The following is a 14680-nucleotide window of genomic DNA, read 5'->3' as shown; positions in this document are numbered from 1 at the left end:
CGGGGAAACCCGGTGCTGTGATAAGGTCCGGGCTTCCAACACCACTCTCACAACACGGAGCATATCGTGAGCAACAAAGGACAACTCTTGCAAGACCCCTTCCTGAACCTGCTGCGCAAGGAGCATGTTCCTGTGAGCATCTACCTCGTGAACGGCATCAAGCTGCAAGGCCACATCGAGTCCTTTGACCAGTACGTGGTGCTGCTGCGCAATACGGTGACGCAGATGGTCTACAAGCACGCCATCTCCACGGTGGTCCCCGGCCGCGCCGTGAACTTCCACGCCGGCGAGAGCAACGACGCCAGCTGACGCTGATTGACCAAACAAGACCCCACCCATTCGACGCCGCCCCCTGAGGCGGCGCGCGCCATTCTGGTGGGGGTCGATCTGGGCCGCGACGTGGCCTTCGACCCCACCCTCGACGAACTCGCGCTGCTGGCCGAATCGGCCGGTGACACACCGGTCGCCCGGATCGTCGCCAAGCGCAAGGCGCCCGACGCGGCGCTGTTCGTCGGGTCCGGCAAGGCCGACGAAATCAAGCTGATGGTGGACGCGCTGGGCGCGCACACCGTGCTGTTCGACCAGGCCATCTCCCCCGCCCAACAACGCAACCTGGAACGCCACCTCGGCGTGCCCGTGGCCGACCGCACCGCGCTGATCCTGGAGATCTTCGCCGCGCGCGCCCAGAGCTTCGAGGGCAAGCTGCAGGTCGAGCTGGCGCGGCTCCAGTACCTCGCCACGCGCCTGGTGCGCCGCTGGAGCCACCTGGAGCGCCAGAGCGGCGGCATCGGCATGCGCGGCGGTCCCGGCGAGCGCCAGATCGAACTGGACCGCCGGATGATCGACGACCGCATCAAGTCGATCAAGGAACGCCTCAAGAAGGTCGAGCGCCAGCGCTCCACGCAGCGCCGCGCCCGCGCCCGCAACGGGGTGTTCCGCGTCTCGCTGGTCGGCTACACCAATGCCGGCAAGAGCACGCTGTTCAACGCCCTGACCAAGGCCAGGACCTACGCGGCCAACCAGCTTTTCGCCACGCTGGACACGACGACGCGTTCGCTCTACCTCGAGGAGGCGGGCACCAGCGTCTCGTTGTCCGACACCGTCGGCTTCATCCGCGACCTGCCGCACAAGCTGGTCGAGGCGTTCAAGGCCACGCTGCAGGAGGCCGCGGATGCCGACCTGCTGCTGCATGTGGTCGACGCCGCCAGCCCGGTGCTGACCGAGCAGATGGAGGAGGTCGAGCGGGTGCTCGCCGAGATCGGCGCGCAGCACATTCCGCAGATCCTCGTCTACAACAAGCTGGACCTGCTCGAGCCCACGCAGCGCCCGCGCCAGCTGCAGGACTGGCTGACGCGCATCGGCGGCGAGCACGGCGGCCAGCGCCTGCCCCGCGTCTTCGTCAGCGCGGCGCAGGGCGAGGGTCTGGACGAACTGCGCACGATGATCGCCTCGCTGATGCAGGCCGGGCCGATACCCGAGTACGCCGGCCTGGTGCTCGAGGAGGCCGATGGGGCCGACGGGAACGATGAGCCCGAGGTCTCCGGAAAACCGGCGTCGGCTGACGGAGATGACGGTGACGACGGCGACTTGAACGATCAAGACCTGACCCAAGCTCGGACAGTCCCGCAGGATGATCCGCAGGGACGCACAGGCTGAGAACGCTGCGCAATGCCCGATACTCGCAACAAGACTTCCTCATCAGGATGCGTATGAATCAAGACGATCGCCTGTCCGCCGCTGGCGGCGGACGTGGCCCGCAGGGTGGAGCTGGTGGCCTGCGCCGCTGGGTGGGGCTCTGGATGAGCAATGGCCGCAACGAAGGCCCGCCCGACCTGGACGAGCTGTGGCGCGACTTCAACCGCAAGCTCTCGCGCCTGTTCGGCGGCCGCGGCGGCAATGACGGCAACGGTCCGGCCGGCAGCGGCGGCGGTGGTTCGCAGCCCGACATGAAGGGCGCCGGCATCGGCGTCGGCCTGGTGGTCGGCGTGGTGGTGCTGGGCTGGCTGGCCAGCGGCGTGTTCATCGTCCAGGAAGGCCAGCAGGGCGTCATCACCTCGTTCGGCAAGTACAGCCGCACCGTCGATGCCGGCATCCAGTACCGCCTGCCGTATCCGTTCCAGGCGCACGAGGTGGTGTCGTTCACGCAGCTGCAGTCCGTCGAGGTCGGCCGCAATTCGGTCGGCCAGGCATCGGGCCTGCGGGATTCGTCGATGCTGACGCAGGACGAGAACATCATCGACATCCGCTTCACCGTGCAGTACCGGCTGAAGGATGCGCGCGACTACCTCTTCGAGAACTTCAACACCGACGAGGCCGTCAACCAGGCGTCCGAATCGGCGGTGCGCGAGATCGTCGGCCGCAGCAACATGGACTCGGTGCTGTACGAGCAGCGCGACGCGATCGCGATCGACCTGGCCAAGTCCATCCAGGCGCAGCTGGACCGGCTCAAGACCGGCATCCAGATCGTCAACGTCAACGTCAGCAGCGTGCAGCCGCCCGAGCAGGTGCAGGCCGCCTTCGACGATGCCTTCCGCGCCAACGCCGACCGCGAGCGCTTGAAGAACGAGGGCGAGGCCTACGCCAACGACGTGATCCCCCGCGCGCAGGGCCAGGCGGCCCGCCTGCGCGAGGACGCCGAGGCCTACCGCGCCCGCGTCGTCTCGTTCGCCGAAGGTGACTCGCAGCGCTTCAAGTCGGTGCTGGCCGAGTACCAGAAGGCGCCGGCCGTCACCCGCGACCGCCTCTACATCGACACGATGCAGCAGGTCTATTCCCGCGTGACCAAGGTGATGGTGGACGCCAGGAGCGGCTCCAACCTCCTGTACCTGCCGCTGGACAAGCTGATGCAGCAGACGCAGCCTGGTGGCACGGTCACGACCACGGCGCCCACGCCGGTGGTGCCGACCGACCCGGCGACCTCGGGCGCCTCGTCGCTGGGCAGCGATCCGCGCTCGCGCGACAGCATGCGCAGCCGCGACCGCGACGGCCGTTGATCGACAGGGAGCCCACAACAATGAATCGCATCGTCTCCGTCGTCGTCGGCCTGCTGATCCTGTTCATGATCGCCAGCTCGACGCTGTTCGTCGTCGACCAGCGCCAGTTCGCGGTCGTCTATTCGCTGGGCGAGATCAAGGAAGTGATCACCGAGCCCGGCCTGAAGTTCAAGCTGCCGCCGCCGCTGCAGAACGTGGTCTTCCTGGACCGCCGCGTGCAGACGCTGGACGCGGCCGATCCGCGCCCCATCTTCACCGCCGAGAAGAAGAGCCTGGTCATCGACTGGCTGGTGAAGTGGCGCATCGTCGACTCGCGCCAGTACATCCGCAACAGCGGCACGCAGCTGCGCAACCTGGAAACCCGCCTGAGCCCGATCGTGCAGGCCGCGCTCAACGAGGAAGTGACCAAGCGCACCGTGCGCGCGGTGCTGGCCACCGAGCGCGAGAAGGTCATGCAGGACGTGCGCAAGCGCCTCGAGGAAGAAGCCAAGCAGTTCGGCATCGAGATCGTCGATGTGCGGGTCAAGCGGGTCGACTTCGCCGCCAACATCACCGAGTCGGTCTACAACCGCATGAAGTCGGAACGCGCCCGCGTCGCCAACGAACTGCGTTCGACCGGCGCGGCCGAGGGCGAGAAGATCAAGGCCGATGCCGACAAGCAGCGCGAGATCATCACCGCCGAGGCCTACCGCGACGCGCAGAAGATCATGGGCGAGGGCGATGCCAAGGCATCGGCGCTGTACTCGGAATCCTTCGGTCGCGATCCCCAGTTCGCGCAGTTCTATCGCTCGCTGGATGCGTACCAGCGCTCGTTCAAGGGCAAGGGCGACGTGATGGTGCTGGACCCGTCGAGCCAGTTCTTCAACACGATGCGCACCGGCGGCCCGGGCGCGCCGGCGGCGGCCCCGAAGAAGTGATCCCGGGCGGGCCAGTCGGCCCGCCCGTTCGCCATCGAGCTGACCGGCGACAGCCGGGGAGGGCGGTCCCGTCATGAGCGGCGACAAGTGGCTGGCGGCGCTGGCGCTGCTGCTGATCATGGAAGGGCTGATGCCGTTCCTCAATCCCGGCGCCTGGCGGCAGCTGTTCGCCCGGCTGTTGGCGATGAGCGATGGGCAGTTGAGGTTCCTCGGGCTGGCCAGTCTCGTCTGCGGCGCGCTGCTGCTGTTGCTGCTCTGACGCGCTTCCCGGGGGCGCCCGAGCTGCCCGGGTGGGCAGCCTGTCACGCGAAGGCTCGGTGAATCGTTGGCGAATCCGCGTCAGGCCCTCGCGTGAGGGGCTCGGCGGCCGAGGTTCGCCGCGACCCCGGTACAATGCCGTTTTTAACCCCCTCCCTGAACGTCCATGGCCTCTGCTTGGCTGCTGCCCGAGCACATTGCTGACGTCCTGCCCTCCCAGGCCCGCCGCATCGAAGAACTGCGCCGCGAGTTGCTGGACATGGCGCGGACCTACGGTTGCGAGCTGGTGATGCCTCCGATGCTGGAGCATCTCGACTCGCTGCTTTCCGGCACCGGTCAGGCGCTGGACCTCAAGACCTTCAAGCTCGTCGACCAGCTCTCCGGTCGCAGCCTGGGCCTGCGCGCCGACACCACGCCGCAGGTCGCCCGCATCGATGCCCACCTGCTGAACCGCGCCGGCGTGACGCGGTTGTGCTACTGCGGTCCGGTGCTGCACACCCGCGCCGAAGGCCTGACCGCGACGCGTGAACCGCTGCAGTTCGGCGTCGAGATCTACGGCCATGCCGGGCTCGAGGCCGACCTGGAGGCGCAGGAACTGGCCATCGACGCGATGCAGCGCGCCGGCCTGACGCAGCTGGTGCTGGACCTCGGCGACGCGCGCCTGGTGCGTGGCGTGCTGGGCGATCACGCCTTGAGCGAGGACCGCCTGAATGCGCTGGTGGCTGCGATGGCCGCCAAGGACGCGGCCGGCGTGGCGGCGTTCTCCCAGGAGCTCCCGGACGACGTCGTCACCGCGCTGCAGACGCTGCTGCGCCTGTACGGCGGTGTCGAGGTGCTGGCCGACGCGCGCCGCGCGCTGCCGGCCAACGCGCTGGTCACCGCCGCGCTGGACGACCTCGAGTGGCTGATCCATCACCTGCGCGCGGCGTATCCCGACGTGCGCATCGGCGTGGACCTCGCCGACCTGCCGGGCTTCGGCTACTACAGCGGCGTGCGTTTCGCGCTGTATGCGGTGGGCGGCACCGATGCCGTCCTGCGCGGCGGCCGCTACGACGAGGTGGGTGCGGTCTTCGGCCGTCGCCGTCCGGCGGTCGGCTTCAGCCTGGACCTGAAGACGCTGGTGGGGCTGATTCCCGCCACCTCGCTGCGGGCCGCGGTGCGTGCCCCCTGGGGCGAGGATCCCGATCTGCGCGCGGCCGTGCGTCGCCTGCGCGAGCAGGGCGAAACCGTGGTCTGCGTGCTGCCGGGCCACGACCAGGAGAACGACGAGTTCGAATGCGACCGCGAGCTGGTGCAGGCCGGCGGTCAATGGGTGCTGCGATCGCTCTGAGCGACGCGATCCGCCCCTCCACCCCCTCAACCTCAATTCATCGGAAGAACGTCATGCAAAGCAGTGAGATCGCGCGCGGCCGCAACGTGGTGGTCGTCGGCACCCAGTGGGGTGACGAAGGCAAGGGCAAGGTCGTCGACTGGCTGACCGATCACGCCCAGGGCGTGGTGCGCTTCCAGGGCGGTCACAACGCCGGCCACACGCTGGTCATCAAGGGCGTGAAGACGGCGCTGCAGCTGATCCCCTCGGGCATCATGCGCGACGGCGTCGCCTGCTACATCGGCAACGGCGTGGTGCTGGATCCGACCCACCTGCTGTCGGAGATCGAGCGCCTGGAGAAGGCTGGCGTCGAAGTGCGTTCGCGCCTGTACATCAGCGAGTCCTGCCCGCTGATCCTGCCCTTCCACGTCGAGGTCGACCGCGCCCGCGAGGCGCTGCGTGAAAGCAGCGGCAGCGGCAAGATCGGCACGACCGGCAAGGGCATCGGCCCCGCCTACGAGGACAAGGTCGCCCGCCGCGCGCTGCGCGTGCAGGACCTGAAGCATCCGGAGCGCTTCGCCAAGAAGCTCAAGGAACTGATCGACCTGCACAACGTCGCGCTGACCGGCTATCTGAACGCGAAGGCGCTGGAGTTCCAGCCGATCTTCGACCATGCGATGGCGCTGGCCGAGCAGGTCAAGCCGATGATGGCCGACGTCGGCTACATGCTGCACAAGGCGCATCTGCGCGGCGACAACATCCTGTTCGAAGGCGCGCAGGGCACGCTGCTGGACATCGACCACGGCACCTATCCGTATGTCACCTCGAGCAACTGCGTCGCCGGCAACGCCGCCGCGGGCGCGGGCGTGGGGCCGCAGATGCTGCATTACATGCTGGGCATCACGAAGGCCTACGCGACCCGCGTCGGCTCGGGCCCGTTCCCGACCGAGCTGGACTGGGAAACGCCCGGCACGGTGGGCCACCACCTGTCGACGGTCGGCCAGGAGCGCGGCACGGTCACCGGCCGTGCGCGCCGCTGCGGCTGGATCGATGCCGCCGCGCTGAAGCGCTCGATCATCATCAACGGCATCAGCGGCCTGTGCCTGACGAAGCTGGACGTGCTGGACGGCCTGGCCGAGATCAACATGTGCGTGGGCTATGAGCTCGACGGTCGCCAGATCGACATCCTGCCCCTGGATGCCGACGAGATCGCCGCGTGCAAGCCCATCTACGAAGTCTTCCCCGGCTGGACCGAATCGACCTTCGGCATCACCCGCTGGGAGCAACTGCCGGAGAACGCGCGCAACTACCTGAAGCGCGTGGAAGCGGTGATCGGCGCGCCGATCGCCATGGTGTCCACCGGCCCCGACCGCGAGCACACCATCCTGCTGCAGCACCCGTTCCAGGGTTGAGCGATCGCTCGAGCCCTGTTGTATTCCGTCTTATCCAGACCTGATCCATTCTTCGCTGAGGAGCCTCCCCCATGCTGACCGACGACGGCAAACATCTGTACGTGTCCTGGGATGAATACCATTTGCTGATCGAACGCCTGGCGCTGAAGGTGCACGCCTCCGGCTGGGAGTTCGACCAGATCCTGTGCCTGGCGCGTGGTGGCATGCGTCCGGGGGATGTGCTGTCGCGGGTGTTCGACAAGCCGCTGGGCATCATGTCGACCAGCTCTTATCGGGCCGAGGCGGGGACGATCCAGGGGCGGTTGGATATCGCCAAGTACATCACCATGCCCAAGGGTGAACTGGCCGGGAGAGTGCTGCTGGTAGATGATCTGGCGGATTCGGGCGTGACGCTGAAGGCGGTCGTGGAGCGGCTGCGGGGCATGCCGGCCATCAGCGAGCTGCGCTCGGCGGTGATCTGGACGAAGAGCGTGTCGGAGTACACGCCCGACTATTACGTCGAGATGCTGGAAACCAGCCCGTGGATCCATCAGCCGTTCGAGGATTACGACGCGCTGCGGCCAGATGCGCTGGCGAAGAAATTCGCGATCTGAATGAAGCAAGGGCTGACGGATGTCAGCCCTTTTTGTTTGGGGGTTGCCGCAAGGGCGCCGCGCTCGCTGCCACCGCAGGAGAGGACTCGGTCACGCTTTGCGCGACCCCGGTTTGGACCAACGGTCCAAACCATTCGAGTCCTCCCGTGATGTCCACCGGACATCACTTCCTGGGCGGAAGAATGAGAAAAGCCGGCTCGTGGCCGGCTTTTCAGAATTGGTGCCCAGGAGAGGACTCGAACCTCCACGGAGTTACCCGCTAGTACCTGAAACTAGTGCGTCTACCAATTCCGCCACCTGGGCAAGGTCAAAAGCCAACTTCTCGAAAAACTCGGATCAAGCGACTTTGAAGTATTCTTGAGCCTTCAGTTTCTTCGAAACGCCAAACGGCTTCTGCGTTTCAGGAAAGACAAGGATTCTATTATCAAAAACTTCAAGAACGCAAGCCCCCAGAGCCATCCGCTGATGGGGGAGATCGAAGGCACGGTGCAAGGTCACCGGGACGGGCACGGATTCCTGATGCCCGACGACGGCCAGCCCGACGTTTACCTCTCCTCGCAGGAAATGCACGCCGTGATGCACGGCGACCGTCTGCGGGTGCGCGTTGTGCGCTTCGACAAGCGCAACCGCCCCGAAGGTCGCGTGCTGGAGATCCTGGAGCGCCGCAAGAAGCCCATCATCGGCCGGCTGCTGCTGGAGTCGGGCATCTGGCTCGTCGCGCCCGAAGACAAGCGTTATGGCCAGGACATCCTGGTCCCGAAGAACGCGATCGCCAACGCCACCGCCGGCCAGATCGTCGCGGTCGAGCTGACCGAACCACCGTCGCTGTACTCGCAGCCGGTCGGCCGGGTCACCGAGGTGCTGGGCGAGATCGACGACCCCGGCATGGAGATCGAGATCGCCGTGCGCAAGTACGAGGTCCCGCACGCCTTCAGCGCCGACACGCTGCAGCAGGCCGCGAAGCTGCCCGACCGCGTCCGCGCGGTCGACATGAAGCACCGCATCGACCTGCGCGACGTGGCGCTGGTGACCATCGACGGCGAGGACGCGCGCGACTTCGACGACGCCGTCTATTGCGAACCCCACAAGCAGGGCAGAGGCAAGACCGCCTTCAAGGGCTGGCGCCTGCTGGTGGCAATCGCCGACGTCAGCCATTACGTCAAGCCCGGCGAGCCGCTGGACCGCGACGCCTATGAGCGTGCGACCTCGGTCTACTTCCCGCGCCGCGTGATCCCCATGCTGCCGGAGAAGCTCTCCAACGGGCTGTGCTCGCTGAACCCGGAGCAGGACCGCCTGTCCATGGTCTGCGACATGCTGGTCACCGAGGCCGGCGAACTGCACGCCTACCAGTTCTATCCCGCGGTCATCAACTCGCATGCGCGCTTCACCTACACCGAGGTGGCGGCGATCCTGGGCAACACCCACGGCCCCGAGGCCCACAAGCGCCAGGCGCTGGTGCCGCACCTGCTGCACCTGCACGAGGTCTACCGCGCGCTGCTGTCGCAGCGGGCCAAGCGCGGCGCGGTGGACTTCGAGACCACCGAGACCCAGATCGTCTGCGACGACAACGGCCGCATCGAGAAGATCGTGCCGCGCACCCGCAACGAGGCGCACCGGCTGATCGAGGAGGCGATGCTCGCCGCCAACGTCTGCGCGGCCGACTTCATCGCCGGCGGCAAGCACGCGTCGCTGTATCGCGTCCACGAGGGCCCGACGCCGGAGAAGCGCGGCACGCTGCAGGCCTACCTGCGCGCGCTGGGAATCGGCATGGGCATCAGCGACGATCCCACGCCGGGCGAATTCCAGGCGATCGCCCAGGCGACCAAGGACCGTCCGGACGCCCAGCAGATCCACACGATGCTGCTGCGCTCGATGCAGCAGGCGATCTACACGCCGTTCAACTCGGGCCACTTCGGGCTCGCGTACCAGGCCTACACGCACTTCACCAGCCCGATCCGGCGTTATCCGGACCTGCTGGTGCACCGCGTGATCAAGGCCCTGCTCGGGACGAAGAAATACGCCCTGGACGCGCACAAGATGGAAGCGGCCAACCCGCTGCCCAAGCGACCGGGCAAGGCCGCGCCGAAGATCCCGAACCCGGGCCTGGCATCGACCGAGCTCGAGCGCTGGGAGGTGGTCGGCGCGCACTGCAGCGCCAACGAGCGCCGCGCCGACGAGGCCTCCCGCGATGTCGAGGCCTGGCTGAAGTGCCGCTACATGCGCGACCACCTGGGCGAGGAGTTCGCCGGCACCGTCAGCGCGGTGACGAGCTTCGGCCTGTTCGTGCAGCTCGACGCGATGTACGTCGAGGGCCTGATCCACATCACCGAGCTCGGTGGCGAGTACTTCCGCTTCGACGAGGTCCGCCAGGAACTGCGGGGCGAGCGCACCGGCATCCGTTATGCCACCGGCGCGCGCGTGCAGGTGCAGGTCAGCCGCGTCGACCTGGACGGCCGCAAGATCGACTTCCGCCTGGTGCGCGAGCAGGACGAGCACCGCCTGCTGCGCGGCGCCCACCGCGACAAGTTCGGCGACAAGCGGGGCGACGGCAAGGGGCCGGCGCGCAAGCAGGACAAGCGCGCCGAGCAGCGCGCCCGGCGTGAAGCCGCGGCCGCGCCCGCCGCGACGGTCGAGCCCATGCCGCTGCCGCCGCCGGACCCGCCCACGGCCGTCGATGCGCTCGAGCGCATCGAGCAGGCCGACCGCGTGTTGAAGGCCGAGCGCCGCAAGTCGGAACGCGCGACCAAGGGCGCGTCGGCGCATCCCGTCAAGGCGGCCAAGCGCACGGCGCGCGGCGCGGCGAAGTCGGTCGCCGTGAAGGGCAGCGGCGCCCCCGCGGCCAAGACGACGCGTCGCAAGCGAGGCGCCTGACGGAAGACCACCCGCTTCGAGCGGGACGACACGAGGCCTGGCATTGCCAGGCCTTCGTCGTTGTGAGCGCGCGGCTACGCGGCCCGGGCGTGCAGCGCGGCCATCGCGGCCACGAGGTCCGCGGCGAGCATCGGGCCGGCGTGGCCTTCCGCGGCGGCGCCGTGCCAGGCCACCGCGGTCGTGGCGAGATCGTGTGGCGAGACCTCCGGCGACTGCGCCCACATGCCGCCGATCCAACCGGCCAACACATCGCCGCTGCCCGCCGTCGCCAGCGCCGACGAGCCGGTACTGTTGATCGACAAGGGCTGCGCCGCCGAAGCGACGACGCTGCCCGAGCCCTTCAGCACCACCGTCGCGCCGAAGCGCTGAGCGAGCTGCGCGGCGGCCGCGAGCCGGTCGGCCTGCACGTCGGCGGCTGACGCCAGTCCGAGCAGGCGGGCGGCTTCCAGCGGATGGGGCGTCAGGACGGTCGACCAGCCATGGGCGGCGCGGCGGCGCAGCGCGGTCTGCAGCGATTCATCGCCGGCCACGAGGTTGAGCGCGTCGGCATCGAGCACGACGCGCCGCGCGCCATGCAGCACGGTCGAGAGCGCCGGCGCGATCGCCGTCCCGCCGCCGCAGCCGCACACCGCGACGACGTCCCGCCAGGCCTCGGCGGGAGCGCTCCAGCGCGCGAAGTCCCAATGCATCAGCTCCGGCCGCGCCGGCCAGGCCAGGCCGTCGTCATCGGGCAGCGCGGCGTAGACACGCCCGGCGCCGGCCGCGAGCGCGGACGTGGCCGCGAGCCACGCGGCACCGCGCATCGTCGGCGCCCCGCCGAGCACGACCACGTCGCCATGCCGCCCCTTGTGGCTCGAGGCCGACCGGCGGAAATCGCGCTGCCAGCGCGCGATGCGCTCACGGCCGAAGAGCGTGGCGGGCGCCTCCGCGATGGCGTCCCCGGCCGGTGCCTCGCCGAGGTCATCGAACCACAGGCGCCCGGCGAGCGTGCGCCCTTCGCCGGTGAACAGCCCGGTCTTGAGCGTCAGGAAGGTCAGCGTGTGGTCGGCCTCGACCCCATGAGCGCCCAGCGGCTGGCCCGTGCGCACGTCGAGCACGCTCGGCAGGTCCACGGCAAGCACCAGGGCGCCGGCAGCGCGCAAGGCGGCGATGGCCTGGATCGCATCGACGAACGCGCCGTCGGGCGCGCGGTTCGCGCCAAGGCCGAGGAGGGCATCGATGACTAGGTCGGTATCGTCCGGCAGCGTGGCAAGGTCGGTGAGCGTTGCCAGGCCGGCGGCGCGCGCGGCGTCGAGCGCATGGGCCGCATCGGTGCCCGGCGCCGGTTCGGTGCCGACCAGGCGCAGGTCGACGCGCCATCCGCGCGCCGCGAGATGCCGGGCCGCGATGAGACCGTCGCCGCCGTTGTTGCCGGGGCCGGCGATGACGACGGCGTGGCGGCCGAGCGGTCGCAGCGCCAGTGCGAGTCGGGCGACCGCCAGGCCGGCTCTTTCGATCAGCGTGTGAGGCGGGTGGCGCGAGAGCGCGGCTGACTCGATGCGTCGACTCGACGCCGCATCGTGCAAGGGCTGCGCGAGGGAGAGGGGGAGGATGGGCCGCATGGCGCCGACTCTAGCGCTTCGGGCCCCGCGGAGCCTGGCGAGGCGGGGCGCCGCCAGACGCCTCCGCGTCGATGGTCAGCGCAGCCGGCCGGGCTCCAGCAGCGCGGCGTCGATGCCCGGGTCCTGCTTCGCCAGCCGGGCCGAGATCAATTGCGCCGCGGCGCCGGCCATGGTCCAGCCATGCTCGCCGTGGCCGATGTTGAGCCAGACGCCGGGCAGGCCGGATTCGCCGATCAGCGGCAGCTCGTCCGGCAGCAGCAGCCGCGCGGTCTTCCAGCGCTGCTGCCCGCCGGCCAGCAGCGCGCCGGGGAACCAGTCATGCGCCGCCTGGTGCAACGCGCCCATCGACTGGCCGTCGGGCTGCGACGAGGCGCCGCCGAGCTCGTTGGCGCCGCCCACGCGCACGCGCTGCCCCAGCCGGGTGAGGCTGACGCCGAGGCTCATGTCGACCACGGTGGCGCGCGGCCCCAGGTCCGGGTGCGCTTCCAGCTGCCGCAGCGGCGCCGTGATCGTGTGGGTGTGGACCGTCCCCCAGGGCAGCTTCAGGCCCTGGGCCGCGAGCAGCGGCGCCGCGCCCTTGCCCGCGCACACCAGCACCGCGTCCACGCGCACCGGCTCGCCGGCCGCGACATGCACCGCGGGCGAGCTGCCCGGCTCGATGCGCAGCACGTCGGTGTTGAAGTGCCAGCGCACGCCCAGGCGCTGCGCCTCCACCCGCAGCGCCTGGCTGAACTGGCGCGCGTTGGCGGCCTCGTCCTGCGTCAGCAGGATGCCGCCGTGCAGCGGTGTTTCGGCGTTGAGCCCCGGCTCCTGCGCGCGGCATCCCTCGGCATCGAGCTCGCGGTGCGGCACCTGCCGCTCCTGCAGCCGGGCGAGCAGCGCCGCCGCGGCCTTGTAGTCCTTGGCGCTGCGCCACAGCAGCAGCACGCCGGCCTCGCGCTCGACCTCCATCTGGAGTTCGCGCCGCCACACCGCCATCACCGCCTGGCCACGCAGCGCCAGCGCGTGCAGCGCCTCGGGCATCGCCTGCGCGCCGCGCGCACGACCGGCGCGCCAGTGGGCGAAGCGCCAGCCGATCTGGCCCGGCTTGCCGCGCCAGCGCAGCGGCGCGTTCGCCCGCGCAGCCATCAGGCCCGGCGCGATGAGCCCCGGCGGTGCGAAGCTCGCGCCGGTCGCGACGCTGGTGTCGCGCTCGAAGACCTGGACCTCGTGCCCTTGCAGCGCGAGTTCGTAGGCGCTGGTCACGCCGGCCAGGCCGGCGCCGATGATGGCGATCCGCATCTCAGCGCGCTCCCGCCGCCAGGGCCGCCTCGACGCGCGCGGCCGCGCCGAGCACGGCGGNCCGGCGCCCACAGCATCAGGCCGACCGGCAGCTCGCCGGGGCGCTCGCACGGGACCGAGATCGCGCAGCCGTCGAGCAGGTTCACGACGGCGGTGTTGCGCAGCAGGCGCGCGTTGGTGGCAAAGAACAGGTCGTCGCTGTGCAGCAAGGGGGCGATCTCCGGGGCTTGCAGGGGAACGGTGGGGCTGAGGAAGACATCGATGCCCTGCATCGAGGCCGTCATGTCGTGGATCCAGCGCTGGCGCGCATCGAGCAGCGCCTGGTAGGCGTCGGGCGCGATCGACGCGCCGCGGCGGATGCGCAGCGCGACGCGCGGGTCATAGCGGTCGCCGCGTTCGGCGAGGCGCGCATGGTGCCATGCCCAGGCCTCGGCGGCGGTGATGCCGCCCTGGGTTTGCAGTTCCGCCACACGGGGCAGGGCGGGCAGCGCGCGTTCCTCGATGCGCGCGCCGGCCGATCGCAGCGTCGCCAGGGCGCGCTCGAAGGCGCTCGCGACCGCTGGCTCCAGCTCGTCCTGCATGAAGGTCGGCGTGATCGCGAATCGCCAGGCCGACAGCGGGCGCGCGTCGATCTCGAGCGCAGCGCCGCTCAGCACCGCATCCAGCAGCGCCGCGTCCCTCACCGAGCGCGTGATCGCGCCGGCCGTGTCCAGCGACGGGGACAGCGGCACGCAGCCGCCCAGCGGCACCCGCCGCGCCGTGCCCTTGAAGCCCACCAGGCCCTGCAGCGCGGCCGGGATGCGCAGCGAGCCGCCGGTGTCCGAGCCGAGCGCGGCCCACGCCGCGCCCGCCGCGACGCTGACCGCGCCGCCGGAGGTCGAGCCGCCGGGGATGCGGTCCAGGCCGTCGATGGCGTGTGTCACCGGATTGCGGGGCGTGCCGTGGTGCGGATTGATGCCGACGCCGGAGAAGGCGAATTCGCTCAGATTGGTGTGCCCGACCAGCGCCGCCCCGGCAGCGCGCAGCCGCGCCACGGCCGGGGCGTCGCGGGTGGCGGGCGGGGCGCCGTCCATCGCGGCGGAGGCTGCGGTGGTCGGCACGCCGGCGACGTCGAACAAGTCCTTCACCGAGACCGCCAGGCCGCCCAGCGGCGGGCGAGGCTCGCCACGGGCGGCCGCCGCGTCGCAGGCCTGGGCGGCGGCGCGCGCTTCCGCGTCGAAGCGTCGCAGGAAGACCTGCTCGCAGGCCGGGGCGTCGGCGCGGGCCAGGTTGGTGGCGAGCAGGGCGGCGGCCGACTGGCGGCCCTCGCGCAGGGACGCCAGCGCGTCGGTCAAGTCGATCGGCATGCCAAAACGGGTTATACTCTTCGGGTTTTTGCCGGACGACCCAGCCAAGGGGGCTGGAATCCGGCGGGAACGCGGCGTGCAGGCGGAGGACTCAAGTCC

General features: G+C 69.9%; 12 protein-coding genes and 1 tRNA gene. 9 read left to right on the top strand and 4 right to left on the bottom strand.

What is annotated here, in order from left to right; translation table 11 throughout:
- Positions 1–66 precede the first annotated feature (66 nt).
- The 8 genes from hfq (at position 67) to ACTJKJ_RS04120 (ending at position 7482) form a co-directional block, all read left to right on the top strand.
- Positions 67–309: an RNA chaperone Hfq gene (gene hfq, locus ACTJKJ_RS04155; protein WP_091722923.1), complete on the top strand. Its 243-nt coding sequence runs from the start codon at positions 67–69 to the stop codon at positions 307–309.
- A gap of 6 nt (positions 310–315) precedes the next feature.
- Positions 316–1656: a GTPase HflX gene (gene hflX, locus ACTJKJ_RS04150; protein WP_440819670.1), complete on the top strand. Its 1341-nt coding sequence runs from the start codon at positions 316–318 to the stop codon at positions 1654–1656.
- Positions 1657–1799: 143 nt separating this feature from the next.
- The gene (hflK, locus tag ACTJKJ_RS04145) at positions 1800–2993 is read left to right on the top strand and encodes an FtsH protease activity modulator HflK (RefSeq protein WP_440819762.1); all 1194 of its coding nucleotides are present in this window, start codon (positions 1800–1802) and stop codon (positions 2991–2993) included.
- Between the two features lie 20 nt (positions 2994–3013).
- Positions 3014–3910: a protease modulator HflC gene (hflC, locus tag ACTJKJ_RS04140; protein WP_091722930.1), complete on the top strand. Its 897-nt coding sequence runs from the start codon at positions 3014–3016 to the stop codon at positions 3908–3910.
- Positions 3911–3983: 73 nt separating this feature from the next.
- Positions 3984–4169, top strand: coding sequence for a DUF2065 domain-containing protein (locus ACTJKJ_RS04135; protein ID WP_099861754.1), 186 nt, complete (start codon positions 3984–3986; stop codon positions 4167–4169).
- A gap of 165 nt (positions 4170–4334) precedes the next feature.
- The gene (locus ACTJKJ_RS04130) at positions 4335–5498 is read left to right on the top strand and encodes an ATP phosphoribosyltransferase regulatory subunit (protein WP_297385867.1); all 1164 of its coding nucleotides are present in this window, start codon (positions 4335–4337) and stop codon (positions 5496–5498) included.
- Between the two features lie 53 nt (positions 5499–5551).
- Positions 5552–6889, top strand: coding sequence for an adenylosuccinate synthase (locus ACTJKJ_RS04125; protein WP_440819669.1), 1338 nt, complete (start codon positions 5552–5554; stop codon positions 6887–6889).
- A gap of 71 nt (positions 6890–6960) precedes the next feature.
- Positions 6961–7482, top strand: coding sequence for a phosphoribosyltransferase (locus ACTJKJ_RS04120; protein ID WP_091722945.1), 522 nt, complete (start codon positions 6961–6963; stop codon positions 7480–7482).
- A gap of 218 nt (positions 7483–7700) precedes the next feature.
- Here ACTJKJ_RS04120 and ACTJKJ_RS04115 read toward each other — a convergent pair.
- Positions 7701–7785: transfer RNA gene (locus ACTJKJ_RS04115), tRNA-Leu, on the bottom strand.
- A 117-nt stretch (positions 7786–7902) separates the two neighbouring features.
- Here ACTJKJ_RS04115 and rnr point away from each other — a divergent pair.
- Positions 7903–10353 carry a ribonuclease R gene (gene rnr, locus ACTJKJ_RS04110; RefSeq protein WP_440819761.1) on the top strand — a complete coding sequence of 817 codons (2451 nt, stop codon included), beginning with the start codon at positions 7903–7905 and terminating at the stop codon, positions 10351–10353.
- Between the two features lie 74 nt (positions 10354–10427).
- Here the strand turns inward: rnr and ACTJKJ_RS04105 are convergent, their stop codons facing one another.
- The 3 genes from ACTJKJ_RS04105 to ACTJKJ_RS04095 form a co-directional block, all read right to left on the bottom strand.
- Complete coding sequence (locus ACTJKJ_RS04105) at positions 10428–11954, bottom strand: NAD(P)H-hydrate dehydratase (RefSeq protein WP_440819668.1); 1527 nt, start codon at positions 11952–11954, stop codon at positions 10428–10430.
- A gap of 75 nt (positions 11955–12029) precedes the next feature.
- On the bottom strand, positions 12030–13235 hold the full coding sequence (locus tag ACTJKJ_RS04100) for an FAD-dependent oxidoreductase (protein ID WP_440819667.1): 1206 nt from the start codon (positions 13233–13235) through the stop codon (positions 12030–12032).
- Positions 13196–14581 (bottom strand): amidase, encoded by a 1386-nt coding sequence (locus ACTJKJ_RS04095; RefSeq protein WP_440819666.1) that lies wholly within the window; start codon positions 14579–14581, stop codon positions 13196–13198. Before ACTJKJ_RS04095 ends, ACTJKJ_RS04100 begins: the two co-directional genes overlap by 40 nt.
- Between the last annotated feature and the right edge of the window lie 99 nt (positions 14582–14680).

This window comes from Roseateles sp. 22389 (assembly GCF_052044995.1).
GTDB lineage: Bacteria > Pseudomonadota > Gammaproteobacteria > Burkholderiales > Burkholderiaceae_C > Roseateles.
This window is presented reverse-complemented; position numbering and strand designations above follow the sequence as displayed.

Excerpts from the sequence above, each read along its gene's own strand:
- hflK (WP_440819762.1), top strand. The coding sequence starts at position 1,800 with ATGAGCAATGGCCGCAACGAAGGCCCGCCCGACCTGGACGAGCTGTGG.
- hflC (WP_091722930.1), top strand. The coding sequence starts at position 3,014 with ATGAATCGCATCGTCTCCGTCGTCGTCGGCCTGCTGATCCTGTTCATG.
- ACTJKJ_RS04135 (WP_099861754.1), top strand. The coding sequence starts at position 3,984 with ATGAGCGGCGACAAGTGGCTGGCGGCGCTGGCGCTGCTGCTGATCATG.
- ACTJKJ_RS04130 (WP_297385867.1), top strand. The coding sequence starts at position 4,335 with ATGGCCTCTGCTTGGCTGCTGCCCGAGCACATTGCTGACGTCCTGCCC.
- ACTJKJ_RS04125 (WP_440819669.1), top strand. The coding sequence starts at position 5,552 with ATGCAAAGCAGTGAGATCGCGCGCGGCCGCAACGTGGTGGTCGTCGGC.
- ACTJKJ_RS04120 (WP_091722945.1), top strand. The coding sequence starts at position 6,961 with ATGCTGACCGACGACGGCAAACATCTGTACGTGTCCTGGGATGAATAC.
- ACTJKJ_RS04105 (WP_440819668.1), bottom strand. The coding sequence starts at position 11,954 with ATGCGGCCCATCCTCCCCCTCTCCCTCGCGCAGCCCTTGCACGATGCG.
- ACTJKJ_RS04100 (WP_440819667.1), bottom strand. The coding sequence starts at position 13,235 with ATGCGGATCGCCATCATCGGCGCCGGCCTGGCCGGCGTGACCAGCGCC.